Origin of the sequence: Polaromonas sp., assembly GCF_029945925.1 — a bacterium.
Taxonomy (GTDB): Bacteria; Pseudomonadota; Gammaproteobacteria; order Burkholderiales; family Burkholderiaceae_C; genus Polaromonas.
Window position 1 is genome coordinate 82,846 of the sequence record NZ_JAQSDN010000065.1, and the last position, 17,288, is coordinate 100,133.

Annotated in this window: 13 protein-coding genes; 5 read left to right on the forward strand and 8 right to left on the reverse strand. The window is 65.1% G+C overall.

The features are described from left to right. The first annotated feature begins 364 nt into the window (after positions 1-364). The 3 genes from PSV40_RS21550 (at position 365) to gshB (ending at position 5,064) form a co-directional block, all read left to right on the forward strand. A complete protein-coding gene (locus PSV40_RS21550; protein WP_300541748.1) occupies positions 365-2,233 on the forward strand; it encodes a potassium transporter Kup in 1,869 nt (622 codons plus the stop codon). A 654-nt stretch (positions 2,234-2,887) separates the two neighbouring features. Further along, complete coding sequence (locus tag PSV40_RS21555; RefSeq protein WP_300541750.1) at positions 2,888-4,087, forward strand: benzoate/H(+) symporter BenE family transporter; 1,200 nt, start codon at positions 2,888-2,890, stop codon at positions 4,085-4,087. A 35-nt stretch (positions 4,088-4,122) separates the two neighbouring features. Further along, positions 4,123-5,064, forward strand: coding sequence for a glutathione synthase (gshB, locus tag PSV40_RS21560; protein WP_300541751.1), 942 nt, complete (start codon positions 4,123-4,125; stop codon positions 5,062-5,064). A gap of 65 nt (positions 5,065-5,129) precedes the next feature. Here gshB and PSV40_RS21565 read toward each other — a convergent pair whose 3' ends face one another. From PSV40_RS21565 to PSV40_RS22915, 3 genes are read right to left on the reverse strand one after another with little or no spacing between them, the layout of a single operon-like run. Further along, positions 5,130-5,933 carry a class II glutamine amidotransferase gene (locus PSV40_RS21565; protein WP_300541753.1) on the reverse strand — a complete coding sequence of 268 codons (804 nt, stop codon included), beginning with the start codon at positions 5,931-5,933 and terminating at the stop codon, positions 5,130-5,132. Between the two features lie 4 nt (positions 5,934-5,937). Beyond that, entirely contained in the window at positions 5,938-7,506 is a 1,569-nt protein-coding gene (locus tag PSV40_RS21570) for an MFS transporter (protein WP_366915056.1), read from the reverse strand. A gap of 16 nt (positions 7,507-7,522) precedes the next feature. Then, entirely contained in the window at positions 7,523-7,714 is a 192-nt protein-coding gene (locus PSV40_RS22915) for a 4-oxalocrotonate tautomerase (protein ID WP_366915057.1), read from the reverse strand. 204 nt (positions 7,715-7,918) lie between these two features. On the opposite strand from PSV40_RS22915, the gene PSV40_RS21580 reads away from it, so the two are divergent. Beyond that, positions 7,919-9,136, forward strand: coding sequence for a putative zinc-binding metallopeptidase (locus tag PSV40_RS21580; protein ID WP_300541759.1), 1,218 nt, complete (start codon positions 7,919-7,921; stop codon positions 9,134-9,136). A gap of 100 nt (positions 9,137-9,236) precedes the next feature. Here PSV40_RS21580 and PSV40_RS21585 read toward each other — a convergent pair whose 3' ends face one another. The 4 genes from PSV40_RS21585 to PSV40_RS21600 all read right to left on the reverse strand — a co-directional run bounded on the left by PSV40_RS21585 (position 9,237) and on the right by PSV40_RS21600 (position 13,890). Beyond that, on the reverse strand, positions 9,237-9,515 hold the full coding sequence (locus tag PSV40_RS21585; RefSeq protein ID WP_300541761.1) for a hypothetical protein: 279 nt from the start codon (positions 9,513-9,515) through the stop codon (positions 9,237-9,239). A gap of 111 nt (positions 9,516-9,626) precedes the next feature. Beyond that, the gene (locus tag PSV40_RS21590) at positions 9,627-10,397 is read right to left on the reverse strand and encodes a fused MFS/spermidine synthase (RefSeq protein ID WP_300541763.1); all 771 of its coding nucleotides are present in this window, start codon (positions 10,395-10,397) and stop codon (positions 9,627-9,629) included. After that, on the reverse strand, positions 10,394-11,149 hold the full coding sequence (locus tag PSV40_RS21595; protein ID WP_300541821.1) for a YoaK family protein: 756 nt from the start codon (positions 11,147-11,149) through the stop codon (positions 10,394-10,396). Before PSV40_RS21595 ends, PSV40_RS21590 begins: the two co-directional genes overlap by 4 nt. Before the next feature lie 179 nt (positions 11,150-11,328). Further along, positions 11,329-13,890 (reverse strand): DUF1631 family protein, encoded by a 2,562-nt coding sequence (locus PSV40_RS21600; protein WP_300541765.1) that lies wholly within the window; start codon positions 13,888-13,890, stop codon positions 11,329-11,331. A 539-nt stretch (positions 13,891-14,429) separates the two neighbouring features. On the opposite strand from PSV40_RS21600, the gene PSV40_RS21605 reads away from it, so the two are divergent. Then, positions 14,430-14,795 (forward strand): SPW repeat protein, encoded by a 366-nt coding sequence (locus tag PSV40_RS21605; RefSeq protein WP_300541767.1) that lies wholly within the window; start codon positions 14,430-14,432, stop codon positions 14,793-14,795. 263 nt (positions 14,796-15,058) lie between these two features. On the opposite strand, the gene PSV40_RS21610 is transcribed toward PSV40_RS21605, so the two are convergent. Then, a complete protein-coding gene (locus PSV40_RS21610) occupies positions 15,059-17,275 on the reverse strand; it encodes a malate synthase G (RefSeq protein ID WP_300541769.1) in 2,217 nt (738 codons plus the stop codon). Between the last annotated feature and the right edge of the window lie 13 nt (positions 17,276-17,288).

The following is a 17,288-nucleotide window of genomic DNA, read 5'->3' on the forward strand; positions in this document are numbered from 1 at the left end:
CGCCGCGAGGTATCCGGCAAAGCCGGCCGCCCGCGGCGGCTGACGAAGTCGGGGAAGGCGCTGCGGACCCTGGGCGCTCAAAACCATTCACTTGCGGGCCTTTTTGGCCCCCGGCCCTTGATGGGTGGTCGCTGACAGCTATCAAAAACAGAGCGGTTTTTTTCGCCCTTTCAGTTGGACAAAAAAACCGACCGCTTCGCGTCGTTGTTACAAGTTGTTGCGGTGCAACAAAATACCGGATTCTCGTGATTAGAGGTTTGCTCTGACTTGCCGAATGCGGGACCGGGCGCAAAATAGCACTCCCCAAGACAACCTTTCTCGCCGTGGCGGCCAGCCTGACCCGGGCCCCCGCGAGAATTTTTTTGTGTCCAGAAAAAAATCATCTCTTGCGGCGCTCACCCTGGGCGCCATCGGCATTGTTTACGGCGACATTGGCACCAGCGTGCTGTATGCACTCAAGGTCGTCTTCAACTCGGGCCTTGTGCCGCTCACTCCGGACAACGTCTACGGCGTCCTGTCCATGGTCTTCTGGACCGTGACCATCATTGTTTCGCTGAAGTACGTCACGCTGATCCTGCGCGCCGACAACAACGGTGAAGGCGGCCTGATCGCGATGCTGGCGCTGGCCACCAATGCGGTCAACGACAAGCCCAAGCTGCGGCGCTGGTTGTTGGGCGTGGGCATCTTCGGCACCGCGATTTTCTACGGCGACGGCGTCATCACGCCGGCCATTTCGGTGCTTTCCGCGGTTGAGGGGCTGGAGCTGCTCTCGCCAGCCTTCCACGCCTACATCATGCCGATTGCGCTGGTGGTCATCTTCGGGCTGTTTTATGTCCAGAAGAACGGCACGTCCGGCATTGGCCGCCTGTTCGGGCCGATCTGCGCCGTCTGGTTCGTCACCATTGCCGTGCTCGGCATCCCGCACATCTGGGCCCACCCGGAGGTGCTGGGCGCCGTCAGCCCGCACCATGCGCTGCGGTTTATCTTCCAGCATCCGGGGATCACCTTTGTGCTGCTGGGCGCGCTGGTGTTGTGTGTCACCGGCACCGAAGCCCTGTATGCCGACCTGGGCCACTTCGGCAAGAAGCCGATACGCATGGCCTGGTTTGCACTGGTCATGCCGGCGCTGCTGATCAACTATTTCGGCCAGGGCGCGATGCTGATCTACACGCCCGAGGCGGTGACCAACCCGTTTTACCTGATGGCGCCCAAGTGGGCGCTGGTGCCGCTGGTGATCCTGGCGACCGCCGCCACGGTGATTGCCTCCCAGGCGCTGCTGTCGGCGGCGTTTTCGGTCAGCAAACAGGCGATCCAGCTCGGCTACCTGCCGCGCATGCAGATCCGCCACACCTCGGTGCATGAAACCGGCCAGGTCTACATCCCGGCGGTGAACTGGTCGCTGTTTGCGGCCATCGTGGTGGCGGTTGCCCTGTTCAAGAACTCCACCAACCTGGCTTCGGCCTATGGCATTGCGGTGACCACCGACATGCTGATCACCACGGTGCTGACCTTTTTTGTGATCCGCTACGCCTGGAAGCTGCCGCTGGCGTTGTGTGTCGCGGCCACAGGGGTTTTCTTTGTGGTCGACCTGATGTTTTTTGCGTCCAACGCGCTCAAGTTCATTGAAGGCGGCTGGTTCCCGGTGCTGATCGGCATGGGCATGTTCACCGTCATGATGACGTGGAAGCAGGGCCGCGCGTTGCTCAATCAGAAACTGCGTGCCGACGCGATCGACCTGCCCGGCTTCCTGGAAGCGGTTTTCATCAGCCCGCCCGCCCGCGTGGAAGGCACGGCGGTGTTCCTGACCGCCGAGCCGGGCGCCGTGCCCAATGCGCTGCTGCACAACCTCAAACACAACAAGGTGCTGCACGAGCAGAACCTGTTTGTCACGGTGCGCAACCATGAGGTGCCATGGATAGGCATGGACAAGCGCCTGGCGATCGAGTCGCTGGGCCACAACTGCTGGCAGGTTGTCGTTCACTATGGTTTCAAGAACGACCCCGATCTGCCCAAGGCGCTGCAGCAGATGCGCACGCGCGGCTGCGAACTGGACGTCATGACGACCAGCTACTTCCTCTCGCGTGACGTGGTGGTGCCCACCATAGGCAGCGGCATGGCGCCGTGGCGCGAAAAGCTGTTTGCGCAGATGCACCACAACGCCAGCGGCGCGGCGGACTTTCTCAACCTGCCGAACAACTCGGTGGTGGAGCTGGGTAGCAAGATCGAGATTTGATCTTGGTGTTTTATGGCTGCAGCCCAATGAATTTGGGCGCAAGCAGCTATGAAATTTATAGCTGACGTTTCCTCGTGCTTGTCATCCCGGACTTGAGGAGCCTGTCCCGGACTCCGATCCGGGGGGATCCATGTTTGCCGACTACCGACTGTGTTTTTGACCGTATGGTTCGCCTGCTGGCCGGGTCTCGCCCCGGCGGGCGACTTACTTTTCTTTGCTTCGCCAAAGAAACCTAAGGAAAAGAAAGGCGACCCGATGGTCTGGGTCCCTCCGCTTCGCTACGGGCAGCCTCCGGTGCTCGGTAAAAGCGGGGTCAGGCACAAACTCGGCTGCGCCTCAAACAAGTGCCTGCCCTGATCCGCTTTTGCCTGCGCTCCTCGGCCCAGCCCGACGGGAGGGGGAACAAATACGGGTTCGGGTGCGGGGAGACATGGCGCGCGAAGCGCGTCATGTCGGACTCAACAGTCCGTCATTCATGCACGTGGACGCAGCACACGCGGCCAAATGAAGCTCCCCGCCATCGCCCAGCGGGGCGAGGGGCGGGGGGAGGGAGTGGGGAGTTGCGCCTACTGTCCAAGGCAAACCGCAGGCGCAGCGTGACGCCGGCGCTTCAGGCCAGCAACGTACGAGACATAACCCTGCCAAAATCCCCGAATGCAATTTTTCAGAGACCTCAACCTCTCCGCATTCACCGCCGGCTTCGTCGCCGTGCTGGTCGGCTTCACAAGTTCGGTGGCGATTGTTTTCCAGGCAGCGCAGGCCTTCAACGCCACGCCGGAACAGATCAGCTCCTGGATGTGGGCGTTGGGCTGGGGCATGGGCTTGTGTTCGGCGATTCCTTCGCTGTGGCTGAAAAAGCCGGTCATGGTGGCCTGGTCCACGCCGGGCGCGGCGGTGCTGGCGACGGCGGGGCTGGCCGGTGGGTTTTCGATGGGTGAGGCGGTGGCGGCCTTCATGGTCAGTGCGGCGCTGATCACGCTGTTCGGCGTCACCGGGTGGTTTGAGAAAGTCATGAACCGCATTCCGATGGCGATTGCGTCGGCGCTGCTGGCCGGCGTGCTCGCGCGTTTTGGCCTGCAGGCCTTTGCCGCGGCGCAGACGGCCTTGCCGCTGGTGCTGCTGATGCTGGCGATCTACCTGCTCGGCAAACGTTTCATGCCGCGTTACGCGGTGGTGCTGACTTTGTTCGGCGCGATTGTGTTTGTGGCCGCGCGCGGCGAGATGGCCTGGACGGCCATGAACTTCTCATTTGCATTGCCCGTGTTTGTCGCGCCGCAGTTCACGCTGGCGGCGATTGTCAGCCTGGCGCTGCCGCTGTTTGTGGTGACCATGGCCTCGCAAAACCTGCCCGGCGTGGCGGCCATTCGTGCCGCGGGGTACGGGCCGGATGCACCGGACGGCGGCATCCCGGTGTCCAAGGTCATCACGCTCACCGGCCTGGCGACGCTGGTGCTCGCACCTTTTGGCGCGTTTGCGCTGAACCTCAGCGCCATCACGGCCGCCATCTGCATGGGCCCCGAGGCGCACGAAGACCCGCGCAAGCGCTACACCGCGGCCGTGGCCTGCGGCGCGATTTATGTCGTGATCGGCATCTTCGGCGCTGCCGTGACCGGTTTGCTCACGGCTTTTCCCAAGGAACTGGTCGTCGCGATTGCCGGGCTTGCCTTGCTGGGCACGATAGGCAGCGGCCTGGCGCAGGCCGTGCGCGACGAATCGCACCGCGAGGCCGCGCTGATCACTTTTCTGGTCACGCTGTCGGGCGTGGCCCTTGCCGGCATCGGCTCGGCCTTCTGGGGCGTGGTGGCCGGCGCGATGGCGCTATTTGTACAACAATACCGGCAGCGCGCTGCCTGAGCAGTCACCACCCCTTTTACTGACGGACCCCGTTCATGAATATTCTTTTTATTGCCGACCCGCTGGCCTCTTTCAAGATCTACAAGGACACCACCTTCGCGATGATGCGTGAAGCGCAGCGGCGCGGCCACCAGATCAGCGCCTGCGAGCAGCAGGACCTGATGTGGCAACGCGGCGCCCCCGTGATGGCCCATGTGCGCGACATCACGCTGACGGGCGATACGCAGGACTGGTTCGCCGAGCGCGGCACGCGCCAGGTCGCGCTGAAAGACTTCGACGCCATCCTGATGCGCAAGGACCCGCCATTCGACAGCGAGTATTTCTACGCCACGCACCTGCTGGAGCAGGCCGAGCGCGACGGTGCCCGGGTCTACAACAAGCCGCGCGCGCTGCGCGACCACCCTGAAAAACTGGCCATCATGGAGTTTCCGCAGTTCATCGGCCCCACGCTGGTGACGCGCGACCCCGAGGACATCAAGCGTTTTCATGCCGAACACCAGGACATCATCCTCAAGCCGCTCGACGGCATGGGCGGCATGGGCATCTTCCGCGTCGGACCCGACGGCCTGAACCTGGGCTCCATCACCGAAACGCTGAACCGCCACGGCGCGCAAAGCCTGATGGTGCAGAAGTTCCTGCCCGAGATCGTCAAGGGCGACAAGCGCGTGCTCATCATCGGTGGCCGGCCCGTGCCGCACAGCCTGGCGCGCATCCCGCAGGGCAGCGAGGTGCGCGGCAACCTGGCGGCCGGCGGCCTGGGTGTGGCGCTGCCCTTGTCGGCGCGCGACCGCGAGATCGCCGAGGCGCTGGGCCCCATCCTGCACAGCCGCGGCCTGCTGCTGGCCGGTGTGGACGTGATCGGTGACTGCGTGACCGAAATCAACGTGACCAGCCCAACCTGCTTCCAGGAAATTTTCGACCAGACCGGGTTCGATGTGGCGGCGATGTTTGTGGATGCGCTCGAAGCCGCTCTCTGAATTTAATCAAACAAGCCTTTAGCCCAGCAATGACGGGCGCCAAAAGCTCCTCTTTTTATAGCAAATCAGGGGTGCAGCGCACCGCCGACAAAAACCTTGAGCTCGCCCGGTGCAAAGGCGACCCAGTGTTCATTGGTGGTCAGCGGCGCCGTCACCACCACCGCGACCCGGTCGGTGGGCTGCGTGTGTTCGGCAAAGTTCACGCTGAGGTCTTCATCGCTGAGCGTGGCGTGCGCAAACGGGTGTTTGCGCTCGACGTAGTACAGGCTGGTCGAGGCATGGGCCCACAGGGCCTGGCCGTTGCCGAGTAAAAAGTTGAAGGTGCCGTGGGGTGCGATCTGCGCCGCCAGTTCGCGCAGGGTCAGGGTCAGCTCGCCCACGCTGGGCACACCGGCGTGCGATTTGGCCAGCTCCTGCATGATCCAGCAAAACGCGCGTTCGCTGTCGGTCGTGCCCACCGGCCGGAAGCTGCCGTGCAGGCGCGGCGAAAAGTCCTTGAGATCGCCGTTGTGCGCGAACACCCAGTAGCGTCCCCACAGCTCGCGCACGAAGGGGTGGCAGTTTTCCAGCGCGACCCGGCCCTGCGTGGCCTTGCGGATGTGGGCAATGACGTTGCGGCTCTTGATCGGGTAGCGCCGTATCAGTTCGGCCACGGGCGAGGCGCACGCCGACTGGTGGTCGACAAAATGGCGCAGGCCCTTGTCGCTGCCATCGCTGCCGCCGTTGCTGGCGTCGCCGTTGCCTTCAAAAAAGGCGATACCCCAGCCGTCCGTGTGTTCGCCGGTGTTGCCGCCGCGTTGCGCAAAACCGCTGAAGCTGAAGGTCACGTCGGTCGGCGTGTTGCAGTTCATTCCGAGCAGCTGGCACATGGCATCAATCCTTGGCCGCAGGAGGGCGCGGGTCGCCGCCGGGCCGCCCCAAGGCGGACCCAGCCCCCTCGGGGGGCAGCGAGGACACATCGTGCCGAGCGTGGGGGCGCAATCTCCAGGCGGCGAACAGCGCCAGCACACACAGCGCGGCCAGCATCATGAAGGACTCGTTGAACGCCGCCAGCCGCGCCGGGCTGGTCGCGGCCTGCGTCAGCGAGTCGCCATGCGCCGCGAGCCGCCATTCCAGCACGATGCCGCACAGGCTCACGCCGATGGCGCCGCCCAGCATGCGCACGAAGTTGATGGCACTTGACCCTTGTGAAATCAGGCTGTGGTCCAGCGCCCGCAAGGAGCCGAGGTTGAGCGACGGAAGAATGAAGCCCAGCCCGATGCGGCCCAGGATGGCCCAGAGCACCAGCACCCAGATGGCGCTGGTCAGCGTCACGGTCAGCATCAGCGCAAACGACAGTGCCAGCAGTGCCAGCCCGATGCTCACCAGCAGCCAGGTCGGATGGCGGTCGGCCAGCCGCCCCACCAGCGCGATCGTGACCGCCAGCACAAACCCGGCGGGCAGCAGGATGGTGCCGACATAAGAGGCCGACAGGCCCAGCCCGAGCTGCATGTAGACCGGCAGCAGATAGGTCGAGCCGAACAGCGCCGTGCCGTAGATGAAGGCGACGATGCTGCCCATCGCGAAAGTCCGGTAGCCGAACAGCGCCAGGTTCATCAGCGGTTCGCGCCCGGTGGCGGCCATGCGCCGCTGCCAGGCCAGAAAGAGCACCAGCGCCAGCGCCGCGCCGCCCAGCAGCAAGGCGGCTTGCAGCGCCGAACCGCCATGCAGGGCCACCATGCCGTTAAGCAGGCACAGGGTGCCGGCGCCGCCCAGCAGCAGGCCACGCCAGTCCAGGGTGGCGCCCTTGCGGTTCGGCGCCACACCGCCCGGGGAGGTGACCGGCACATAGCGGTAAGCCATCCACAGCGAAGCCAGGCAAAAGGGGATCACCATGAAAAAAATCGAGCGCCAGCCGAACAGGTCGACCAGCACACCGCCCAGGCTGGGGCCGATGGCCGGTGCCAGCACCACACCCATGCCGAAGATGCCGCTGGCGCGCCCTTGTTCGTGCGGCGCAAAAGCCCGCATGATGATGATGGCCGGAATCGGCTGCACCACGCCGGCCGCCAGGCCCTCGGCCACGCGCGCGCCCAGCACCAGCGCAAAGCTGTTGGCAAAGCCGCCGACGATGCCGCCGGCCAGCAGCAGCAGCATGGTGCCCACATAGGTGCGGCGGTAGCCGTAACGTGCCAGCAGCCAGGGCGTGGTCAGCATGGAGACCGTCATGGCCACCATGAAGCCTGATGTGACCCATTGCGCGCGCTCCTGGCCCAGGGTGAAGTGCTGGCTCATGTCGGGAATCGCCACGTTGACGATGGTCGAGGACATGATGGAGGCCATCGTGCCTGTCATCACCGACAGCAGCAGCAGCCAGCGGTAACGCGCGCCGTAACGCGCCTGCATCTCGTCCAGCGTGGAGGGGCTGCTCAAGGCCGGCTTTGTTCTGTCGCGGCGGGGCAAAAGGAGCGAAAGGGCATCAGTCGCGCGGTTCGGACCAGAGCTTGCCGCCGGTGGACCAGTTCTCGCGCTTGATGTCGGTGATGATCACATCCACCGAATCGGGCGCGCCGCCCAGGATGTCGACACTGACGCGGGTGATCTCGGCGACCAGCTTTTTCTTCTGCTCGAGGGTGCGGCCTTCCATCATTTCGACGTGGTAGGTGGGCATGGTTTTCCTTTGAATTGATGTGAACCGGTGCCCCGATGATAAAAGCCCGGCGGGGGCATGCCATTTTTGTCGGCAAAGACTGACAGAAGAACAAGGCGGGCGGCCCCCGGGCGGCGCGACAAACATGGGAAACTCCGAAGGAAACGGACCCCCCGGCCCATCGCCTTTTTTTGCCCGCCGCGCCAGGCGCTTTGAGAAATTCCCTTGTTCAACGACAGCCCTTCCTCCGCCCCTGCCCATTTGCCGCGCCTGGCCGGCCGTGCTTACCACTGTCAGTGCGGCAGCCCCGTTTTTTTCAGGAACAGCACCTGCCTGGCCTGCGGCACGGCGCTGGGCTACGACCCGGCGCAGGCCCGCCTCCTGCCCCTGATGCCCGGCGAGCAGCCCGACACCTGGGTCGCCTGGCAGCCCGAGGGCGGCGCCGCGCAGCCGGACACACCGGCGGCGGTTTACCTTCGCTGCGCCAACCTGCAGACCCCGGCGGCCTGCAACTGGCTGGTGCCGGTCAGCCAGGACGGACCGCCGCAGCTGCTGTGCCAGGCCTGCCGCCTCAACCGCACGATTCCCGACCTGAACGACCCGGCGCACCCGGACAACGGCGAGCTGTGGGGCAACATCGAGCTGGCCAAGCGGCGCCTGGTGTCGGCGTTGCTCGTGCTGGGCCTGCCGGTGGCGTCGCGGGCGAGTGAAGATACCGAACACGGCCTGATGTTCGACTTCCTGCGTTCACCCGACTTCGGCCCGCACATCATGACCGGGCACGACACCGGGCTGATCACCCTCAACCTCAACGAAGCCGACGACGCCACGCGCGAGGCCACGCGCAAGGCCATGCATGAGCCCTACCGCACCTTGCTGGGGCACCTGCGCCACGAGGTCGGCCACTACTACTGGGACCGCCTGGTCGCCGGCACGTCCTGGCAGCAAGGTTTCCGGGATCTGTTCGGCGATGAAAGCCAGGACTACCTGGCCAGCCTGCAGGCCAATTACGAGCAGGGGCCGCGCCCGGACTGGGCGCTGCACTACGTGAGCGCCTACGCCAGCGTGCACCCGTGGGAAGACTGGGCCGAGTGCTGGGCCCACTACCTGCACATGCGCGACACCGTCGACACGGCCCTGAGTTTTGGCCTGTCGGCCGAAAGCGCGCAGCTGGAATTCACGCCCTTCACGCTGGATGCCTTGTACCAGCCGGACCACCCCGAGGCCCAGGTGTTCCTGGACTTCCTGAACCAGTGGACACGGCTGACCACGCTGCTCAATGAAATGTCACGCGCCATGGGACAGCCTGACTTTTACCCCTTTGTGCTGCCGCGCGAAGTGGTGGCCAAGCTGCATTTCATCCACCTGGTGGTGACGTCCGTCCGTGACGGGGCAGACCATGGACAGGGGCAGGCGCAAGGCCAGCGTCAACGTCAGTTCTGATCAAAAATCGGCCCCAGCCCAATAAACACGGGCGAGAGCAGCTCCTGATTTCATAGCGAATGGGTGGAGGGCCGGTCTGACCGGCGCGGCCCGGGGCTGCTTATTCGAGCGCCTGCACGGACAGACCGTGTTGTTCGGAAAACGCCTGAAGGATGGCGGCAATCTGCATGTCCTGCAAGGTGGTCACCAGCTCGACCATCTTGTGGCCGCTGCCCTTGTGGCTGTCGCTGATGACCACCGTGGCCGCGCTGTCGCCGGCGGCAAACAGCGCCTGCAGCGTCGGGCCCAGCGCGGCCATCAGCTGCGCGCGTTGTGCTTCGGGCGCGCGGGTCGCTGCCGGGTAGTGCATCTCAAACGAAAAATTGGTTTTCTGGCTCATCCTGATCTTCCATGTCCGTCGGGAAGCTTCCAGTGTGCCTGCACGCCGGACCGCTGGCGTGGGACAGGGGCGCGCAATGCCGTCGGCGGCCTGGTACCCCAAGCACAAGTTCTAAACATCCCCGGCGAGGTCCTTCATTTCCCAGGCGATGCGCCCCAGCTCGGTTTTGAGCTGCAGGCGCCCCGCGTCGTCCAGACCGGCCAGGCTTCGGGCCAGGTTCACGCGGCGCGGTGAAATGGCCGGCCCGCGGGAGGCAAACACAATCGCATTGCTTTTTTCTGCGGCCATGACTTCAACCGCGTTGCCGCTGAAGCTGCGGTGGATGCGGCCGGCCAGCACCGGGTAGTCGGGGTGGTCGTGGTGCAGGTTGACCACCAGCACGCCGTGCTCGCCCAGGGCGGCGAAGCAGTCGTCGTAAAAACGCTGGGAGCACAGCGCCGCGGGCTGGCCGTCGTGGTCAAAACCGTCGACCAGCAGCACATCGAAGACCGGCGCGGCGGCCTGCAGGTAGAGCGCGCCGTCGGCGGCGATCACTGCAAACCGTTCGTCGTCGTCGGGGATCTGGAACTCGCGCCGCAGGGCGATCACATGTGGGTTGATCTCGAGCACGGTCATGCGCGAGGCGGGCAACTGCCGGTGGCAGAATTTGGCCAGCGAGCCGCCGCCCAGCCCGATCATGCCGATGTGGGCCGGCGCGGGCTGGAACAGCAGAAAACCCATCATGGTCCGGGTGTAGTCCACGTCCAGCCGCCAGGGCTGGTGCATGAGCATGCGGCTTTGCAGCTCGCCCAGCGTGAAATGCAGCGACTTCGATGCGCCGTCCTCCCGCACGAAAGGCTTGGTGTACTGCAGCGACTGGAAAGCGTCGGGCGCCAGCGTCACAGCGACCTCGCGAGCTTGCGCAGGTCCATCGCGACGGCCGGCAGGGCCATCGCCACCAGCAGCAGGGCAATCGGCAGCGTGGCGCTGAAGCCCATGGCCTTGAAGGCGACGGCGCCAAACAGGCCGCCCGAAAAAAACAGCCCGAGCAGGGTGGCATGGATGAACAGCTTGTCGGTGTTGGCCTCGACAAACTGGATGTGGTTGGCCTTTTTCGACTGGTTCCAGTAGATCAGGCGCCCCAGCTCGATGCCCAGGTCGGTGATGACACCGGTCATGTGGGTGGTGCGGATCTCGGCGTGCGAGATCTTGGTGATGATGGCGTTTTGCAGGCCCATGATGAAACACAGCAGCAGCACCGCCGTCGGCACCAGCAGGGTGGCAAATGATTTCAGGTTGGCGCCCACCAGACCGAACATCAGCAGCAGCACCGCTTCCAGCAACAGGGCCAGCGCGTACTTGCTGCGCAGCTCCTGGCGCCTGGCCCAGCTGATCAGCAAGGTGGTGGTGATGGCCCCGCCGATAAACGCGGCCAGGCTCACCAGGCCGGCCAGCGCCAGGCCTATGCTGCCGATCACCAGGTCGTCGGCGATGGCCGAGACGATGCCCGTCATGTGCGAGGTGTAACGCTGCACGGCGAGAAAGCCGCCGGCATTGATGGCGCCGGCCACAAAGGCCAGGATGCCGCCAAACTGCCGGTTGCTGCGGCGCGTGCGTTCCCTGGCGGTGAGTCGAAGCAGAAATTTGAGCAAGATGGACCTCTGCCATGCAAGAAGCATGACAGTGGACATTATGGTGCGGAGAACCGGGGGCGCCGGCACCGCCCACAAGATTCTTGATGAAATCGGCCTCCATCCCTTAAGTGACGGACGCGAGATGCTATTGAATTTGTAGCGCTTCGGGTTTGACCCTCGGATGGGCCGGCAAGCCGGCGTTAAGCGGCACGGCCTTGCGGATCCACCGGCGTGGCCTCCTTGACCAGGTGGTCCAGCGCGTGGGCCACCACGCCGTGGGTTTGGACCGGGCGCAGCAGGCGGTCCCTGATCAGGCGTTCGCAACTGCGTTTGGTCATGGAGTGGGGCTGGCCGCCGTGGCTGACGAACATGAACAGGGTGCCGCGAGTGCTGGCCCAGATCAGCTGCGCACGCAGCCAGTGGCGCCGGGAGTAGAGATCCACCCAGCTGCCTTCGCGCAGGCCCATCAGGATGTCTTCGGGCTGGCGCCCGTCATCGCCGTCGGCAGCCGTCGGGGTGTCGTCAGCGCCGCTGTCGGGCACTGCGTGTACCGGCGTGTCGTCCTCCGGCGTGGCGCTCAGCGCCGCCGGCCCGGACGGCAAGGTGTCTTCAAAGCCGGCCTGATCGAGTTCCTGCGGCGCCAGCCAGGGCTGGCCGGCGGCCTTGGCTTTGCGCTGCTCGGGGGTGGCCGGCAGGAGGTCGCTCAGGTCGGACAGGTCGGTTTCGGCCAAGGCCACTTCCAGCGGGGCGTTGTCCGATTCGACGGCGTCGCGCCGGCTGCGCACGCGGCGCAGTTTGAGCACCGGGCGGTGCAGTCTTTCCATGGCGTCGAAAAACGCCTCGGTCTCGCCCGGGTCCAGCCCCAGCGATGCCAGGCCGGCATGCAGCTTGCCGAGCAGGCCGGGAATCATCGCGATGAGTTTGCCCGGTCGCTTGAGCGTGGCTTCGCGCTTGACGCTCCAGAGCAGGTCCGTCACCAGTGAGCCGTAACCCTGGGGATCGATCTGGCGCGCGGTGTCGGTCAACCGGGCATGCGCCATCACCAGCGCCCAGGGCCCGAACAGGAAGTCCAGCACCACCCCGGGCACATGGTCCAGGTCGGCGCGCAGACTCATGTCCAGGGCAATCTGGTCGGCCTGCGCCTGCCGCTCTTCGGCAAGCTGCATGGTCTGGCGCATGTTGCCGCGCAGATCACGCTCGTGCTGGTCCTGCTCGTCCCACAGCGCCTGCAGCTCGGCCAGCGCGGCACCAAAGGGCCGGGCGTCTTCGATCTCCAGGGCGTTGAGCCCGTTGAAGGCCTCGGTCAGCGAATGGAAAAAAACGTCGAACGCCGGGTTGTGTTCGTCGTTGTACTTGAAGCTGCGCTGCGCCACACGCTCCATCAGGCGGCGCCCGGGGTGGCTTTCCTCGCTGAAAAAGCGTGAGTCCACCATGGCCAGGCGCAGCAGCGAAGGCTCCAGCGCCACAATTGCCTCGCGCACCGGCACCAGCAGGCGCGGGTCCTGCGCGACCTGGTTGACCAGTTTTTTCACCACCTCCATGCCCAGCACCTGGCCGACACGGGTGGCGTCTTTGCGCAGCTGCGTGCGCACCAGCGCGCGCTCGCGGGCGCGGCCGTAGACGCCCCAGACCTGCGAGCTGAGCTGGCTCAGCACGTCCACGATGCGCGACGGGCTGTCCGGCCCCTCGTCGGCGTCCTGCGCCGGCAGTGCCGGGCGGCGCGGGTCGCTGCGGGTGCCGCGGTAGCTGCGGTCGTCATCGCCGGTAGTGCCGGTATCGGCGGGGCCCGGCTCGGCCTGCAGCGCCGCCTGTGCCGAGTCGGGTGTGCCCTTGAGCGCGATCAGCTCTTCTTCAATGGTGGCGTAATAGGCGGGCGCCAGCCCGTGGTCGGCGTTGCTGCCGCCGCGAAACAGGAAGTCCTGGAACAGCGCGTCCTTGACTTCGTAGTTGGACAGGTCCGCGTAGTGCGACGGCACCCGGGTGAAGGGCTCGTCCGAGGCGTAACCGATGCCGACGGGGCCGCCTTGCGCACCCGGCCCGGCGCCGGGCTTGTCGCCCGCGGGGGTGCCGGCTGCGGCGCTGCCCGGCTTTTTGCCGGCGCTGGCGGGCGTCTGCAGCACCCGGTAGCTGGCGGCCTGCACCTTGGCCAGTTCCAGCACATTGATCAGCCGCTCGTAGATGCGTTTGAGTTCGCGCCCCAGGGGCTCGCCAAGGTGCTTGATCCACAAGGCGCTGATGGCGGGCGCCACCGGCGCGCCCAACAGCAGGGTGCGCAGCGTCTGCGCATACACCTCGGGCCGCACCGGGTTGGCCTGCGCGCGGACATTGACCAGCCCCTGCGCCGAGCTCATCAGGCCGTCGAGTTCGGCCAGCACCTGCTCGACCAAGGGCGAGACCTGCTGCAGCAGCCGCGAGGACTCGATGCCTTCCTCGACCTGGGTGTCGTCCACCAGCGAAAACATGTCGGCGCCCGCCAGCGCAGGCACCGGGGTGCGCGCCGCGACCGGCTGCGCAGCCGGTTTTGCGGGCTGGCTGAAGGCGGCCAGCAGGGCCCCGGGGTATTGCGCACACCAGCCGTCTCGGTGGCGCAGCAGTTCGCGCCAGGCCAGTGCCAGGTCGTCGCGCTCGCTGATTTTCAGGCTTTGTGTTTCTGCCACCTGCAGGGCCGCCACCGCGTGGTCGATACAGCGTTCAAGCGCCGGCTTGGCGGCCTTGGCAGCCTCCTGCAGACAGCGGAGTAAGACGTCGGCTTGCGATGCCATGGTGGAGGGCGAGGTGGCTAACAGAGGAAAAGGAGTGGACGTGAATACGTGTCAAGTCAATTTTCCGGGAAAAAATTCCGGTTCAACCTGACCCCGAAGTGTGGGCTGAACCGGCAGGATGCTGCTGGAAATGCCGAAGTATCTTGTAACGATTTCTAACCCGCTGCGCAGCAAAGAGATGCTGCTTACATTCCACCGGCGTGGGCGCAGCACGCTGGCGCGTGCCGGCGGCACCGTCTGGTGCTTCCGCCTTCGGTGGCGAGCTCGTGCAGACAAATCCGGCAGGAGCCCAACAGGGACGGGCGCCTGTAGCTATGTTTTGCATAGCGAATCAGGGCGGCCCGTGCGGCGGCGGCTGCCTGCCTGCCGGCGTGCCCTGTTTCCACGCGGCCGGGCCCGGACGGCACCAGCCATAACAAACCGTTGCAGTTTGTTGTGGCTTTGAACGGGCGACCAGAGCCCGGGGAACAAAGCCGGTCCAGGCCGGGTCAAATTTCTTGCAGCGGACCCGTTTTTCCCCGCTGTCAGGAGGTGTAACCATGGAGCAAGTGAAACACTGGCAAGACCCGATCAATGCCTTGTTGGGTCTCTGGGTCCTTCTTTCGCCCTGGGCGCTGGGTTTCCAGGATGACAGGGTGATCATGCTGAACGCGGTCATCGTCGGCGCGGCCCTGGTCGCCGTGGCGCTGGGGGCGATTTTTGTCCCGCGTGCCTGGGAAGAGTGGACCGAGGGGGCCCTGGGCGTCTGGCTGATCGCCTCGCCCTGGGCACTGGGGTTCAGCACGCATGAGCAGGCCATGCCCAATGCGGTGGTGGTCGGCCTGGCCATTGCCGTTCTGGCCCTGTGGACGCTGCTGACCGACAAGGACTACAGCGGCTGGGCACGCGACCGGACGGTGCGCTGAGCGATCGGCGGCCGGCCGTGGCGGGCTGAGGCCGGTTGCGGCCAGGTGACAACCACAGCGTAGCGCGCTGTGGTGGGAGGGTGTTGGCCCGAACAGGGTCGCAGCCCTCCAATGAGGAAGCAAAAACGGCGCCCGAAGGCGCCGTGGAGGGCGGTTTGTGCATCAAATCCGGCTCTGGCCCTTGTGGGACGGCCGGAGATAGCTACTAATTTAGTAGCAAGTCATGGATGCCGGATCAAGCCCGGCATGACACCCCAGACATGTCAGGCGCTGCCGGCCTTGACCTTCAGCCGCCAGGCGTGCAGCAGCGGCTCGGTGTAGCCGCTCGGTTGCTCCAGGCCTTTGAACACCAGGTCGCACGCTGCCTTGTAGGCGGCGGAAGTGTCGAAGTGGCCGGCCATGGGCTGGTACAGCGGGTCGCCAGCGTTCTGTTTGTCCACCACGGCAGCCATGCGTTCAAAGGTTTCCTTCACCTGCGCGTGGCTGACCACGCCGTGCAGCAGCCAGTTGGCCATGTGCTGGCTGGAGATGCGCAGGGTGGCGCGGTCTTCCATCAGGCCGACGTTGTGGATGTCGGGCACCTTGGAGCAGCCCACGCCCTGGTCGATCCAGCGCACCACATAACCGAGGATGCCCTGGGCGTTGTTGTCGAGCTCCTGCTGTTTCGCCTCGGCGCTCCAGTCCGGCGTGGCCGTGACGGGAACTTGCAGCAGGCCGTTCAACAATGCATTGCGCTCCTTGCCGGCGTCGATTTTCTCGAGGTCTTTCTGCACCTTGCTGACCTTGACTTGGTGGTAGTGCAGCGCATGCAGCGTCGCGCCGGTCGGGCTGGGCACCCAGGCGGTGTTGGCGCCGGCGTTGGGGTGGGCAATCTTCTGATCCATCATGGCTTTCATGAGGTCGGGCATGGCCCACATGCCTTTGCCGATCTGCGCCTTGCCGCGCAGGCCGCAGGACAGACCGACCAGCACGTTGTTCTTCTCGTAAGCCGCGATCCAGGCGCTGCTTTTCATGTCGCCCTTGCGGATCATGGGTCCGGCATGCATGGCGGTGTGCATCTCGTCGCCGGTGCGGTCCAGGAAGCCGGTGTTGATGAAGGCGACGCGGCTCTTGGCCGCGGCGATGCAGGCTTTCAGGTTGACGCTGGTGCGGCGCTCTTCGTCCATGATGCCGAGCTTGACGGTGCTGTCGGGCAGACCCAGCATTTTTTCGACACGGCTGAACAGCTCGGCGGCAAAGGCGACTTCGGCCGGGCCGTGCATCTTGGGCTTGACGATGTAGACCGATCCCTTGCGCGAGTTCTTGATGCCTTTTTTGCCCTTGCGCTTCAGGTCGTGAATCGCGATCGTCGTGGTGACGACGGCGTCGAGGATGCCTTCGGGGATTTCTTTGGTCGAGCCGTCGGCGGCGGTGTAAAGGATGGCCGGGTTGGTCATCAGGTGGCCGACATTGCGCACAAACATCAGCGAGCGGCCGTGCAGGGTGACGGGTTTGCCCGTGGGCGAGGTGTAATCGCGGTCGGGGTTCAGGCCGCGGGTGAAGGTCTTGCCGTCCTTGGTGACGCTCTCGGTCAGCGTGCCCTGCAAAATGCCCAGCCAGTTGCTGTAGGCCAGCACCTTGTCGTCGGCGTCGACCACGGCCACGGAATCTTCCAGGTCGAGGATGGTCGACAGTGCCGCTTCCACCACCAGGTCGCTGACGCCGGCCGCGTCGCTTTTGCCGATCGGCGTGCTGCGGTCGATGCGGATGTCGATGTGCAGGCCGTTGTGCTGTAGCAGCACGGACGACGGTGCCGAGGCCTTGCCCTGGTAACCGATGAGCTGGCCCGCATCGGCCAGCGTGGTGTTTTTGCCGCCCTGGAGGGTGACGACCAGCTTGCCGCCCCTCAGCGCATACCCGGTCGAATCGATGTGTGAGCCCTTGACCAGCGGCGCGGTGCGGTCCAGCACATACCGTGCGTACTCAATGACTTTGGCGCCGCGCACCGGGTTGTAGCCCTTGCCTTTTTCAGCGCCATTGTCTTCGGAGAGCACGTCGGTGCCATACAGGGCGTCGTACAGCGAGCCCCAGCGCGCATTGGCCGCGTTCAGCGCATAACGCGCATTCAGGATGGGCACCACCAGTTGCGGACCGGCCTGTTTGGCGAGTTCGGCATCGACATTGCCGGTGGTGATGGTGACTTTTTTCGGCGCGGGCACGAGGTAGCCGGTTTTCTCGAGGAAGGCGCGGTAGGCCTTCATGTCGGCAATCGGTCCGGGGTTGGCTTTGTGCCAGCTGTCCATCTCGGTCTGCAGGCGGTCGCGCTCGGCCAGCAGGGCGATGTTTTTCGGGGCCAGGTCCGCCACGATGGCGTCAAAACCTTTCCAGAAGGCGGCACGGTCCACGCCGGTGCCGGGCAGGACCTTGTCATCGACAAAGCGTTGCAGAACCGTGGCCACCTGCAGGCCGTGGAGCGATGTGCGTGGGGTTGTTGTCGTCATGGGGGAACCTCAA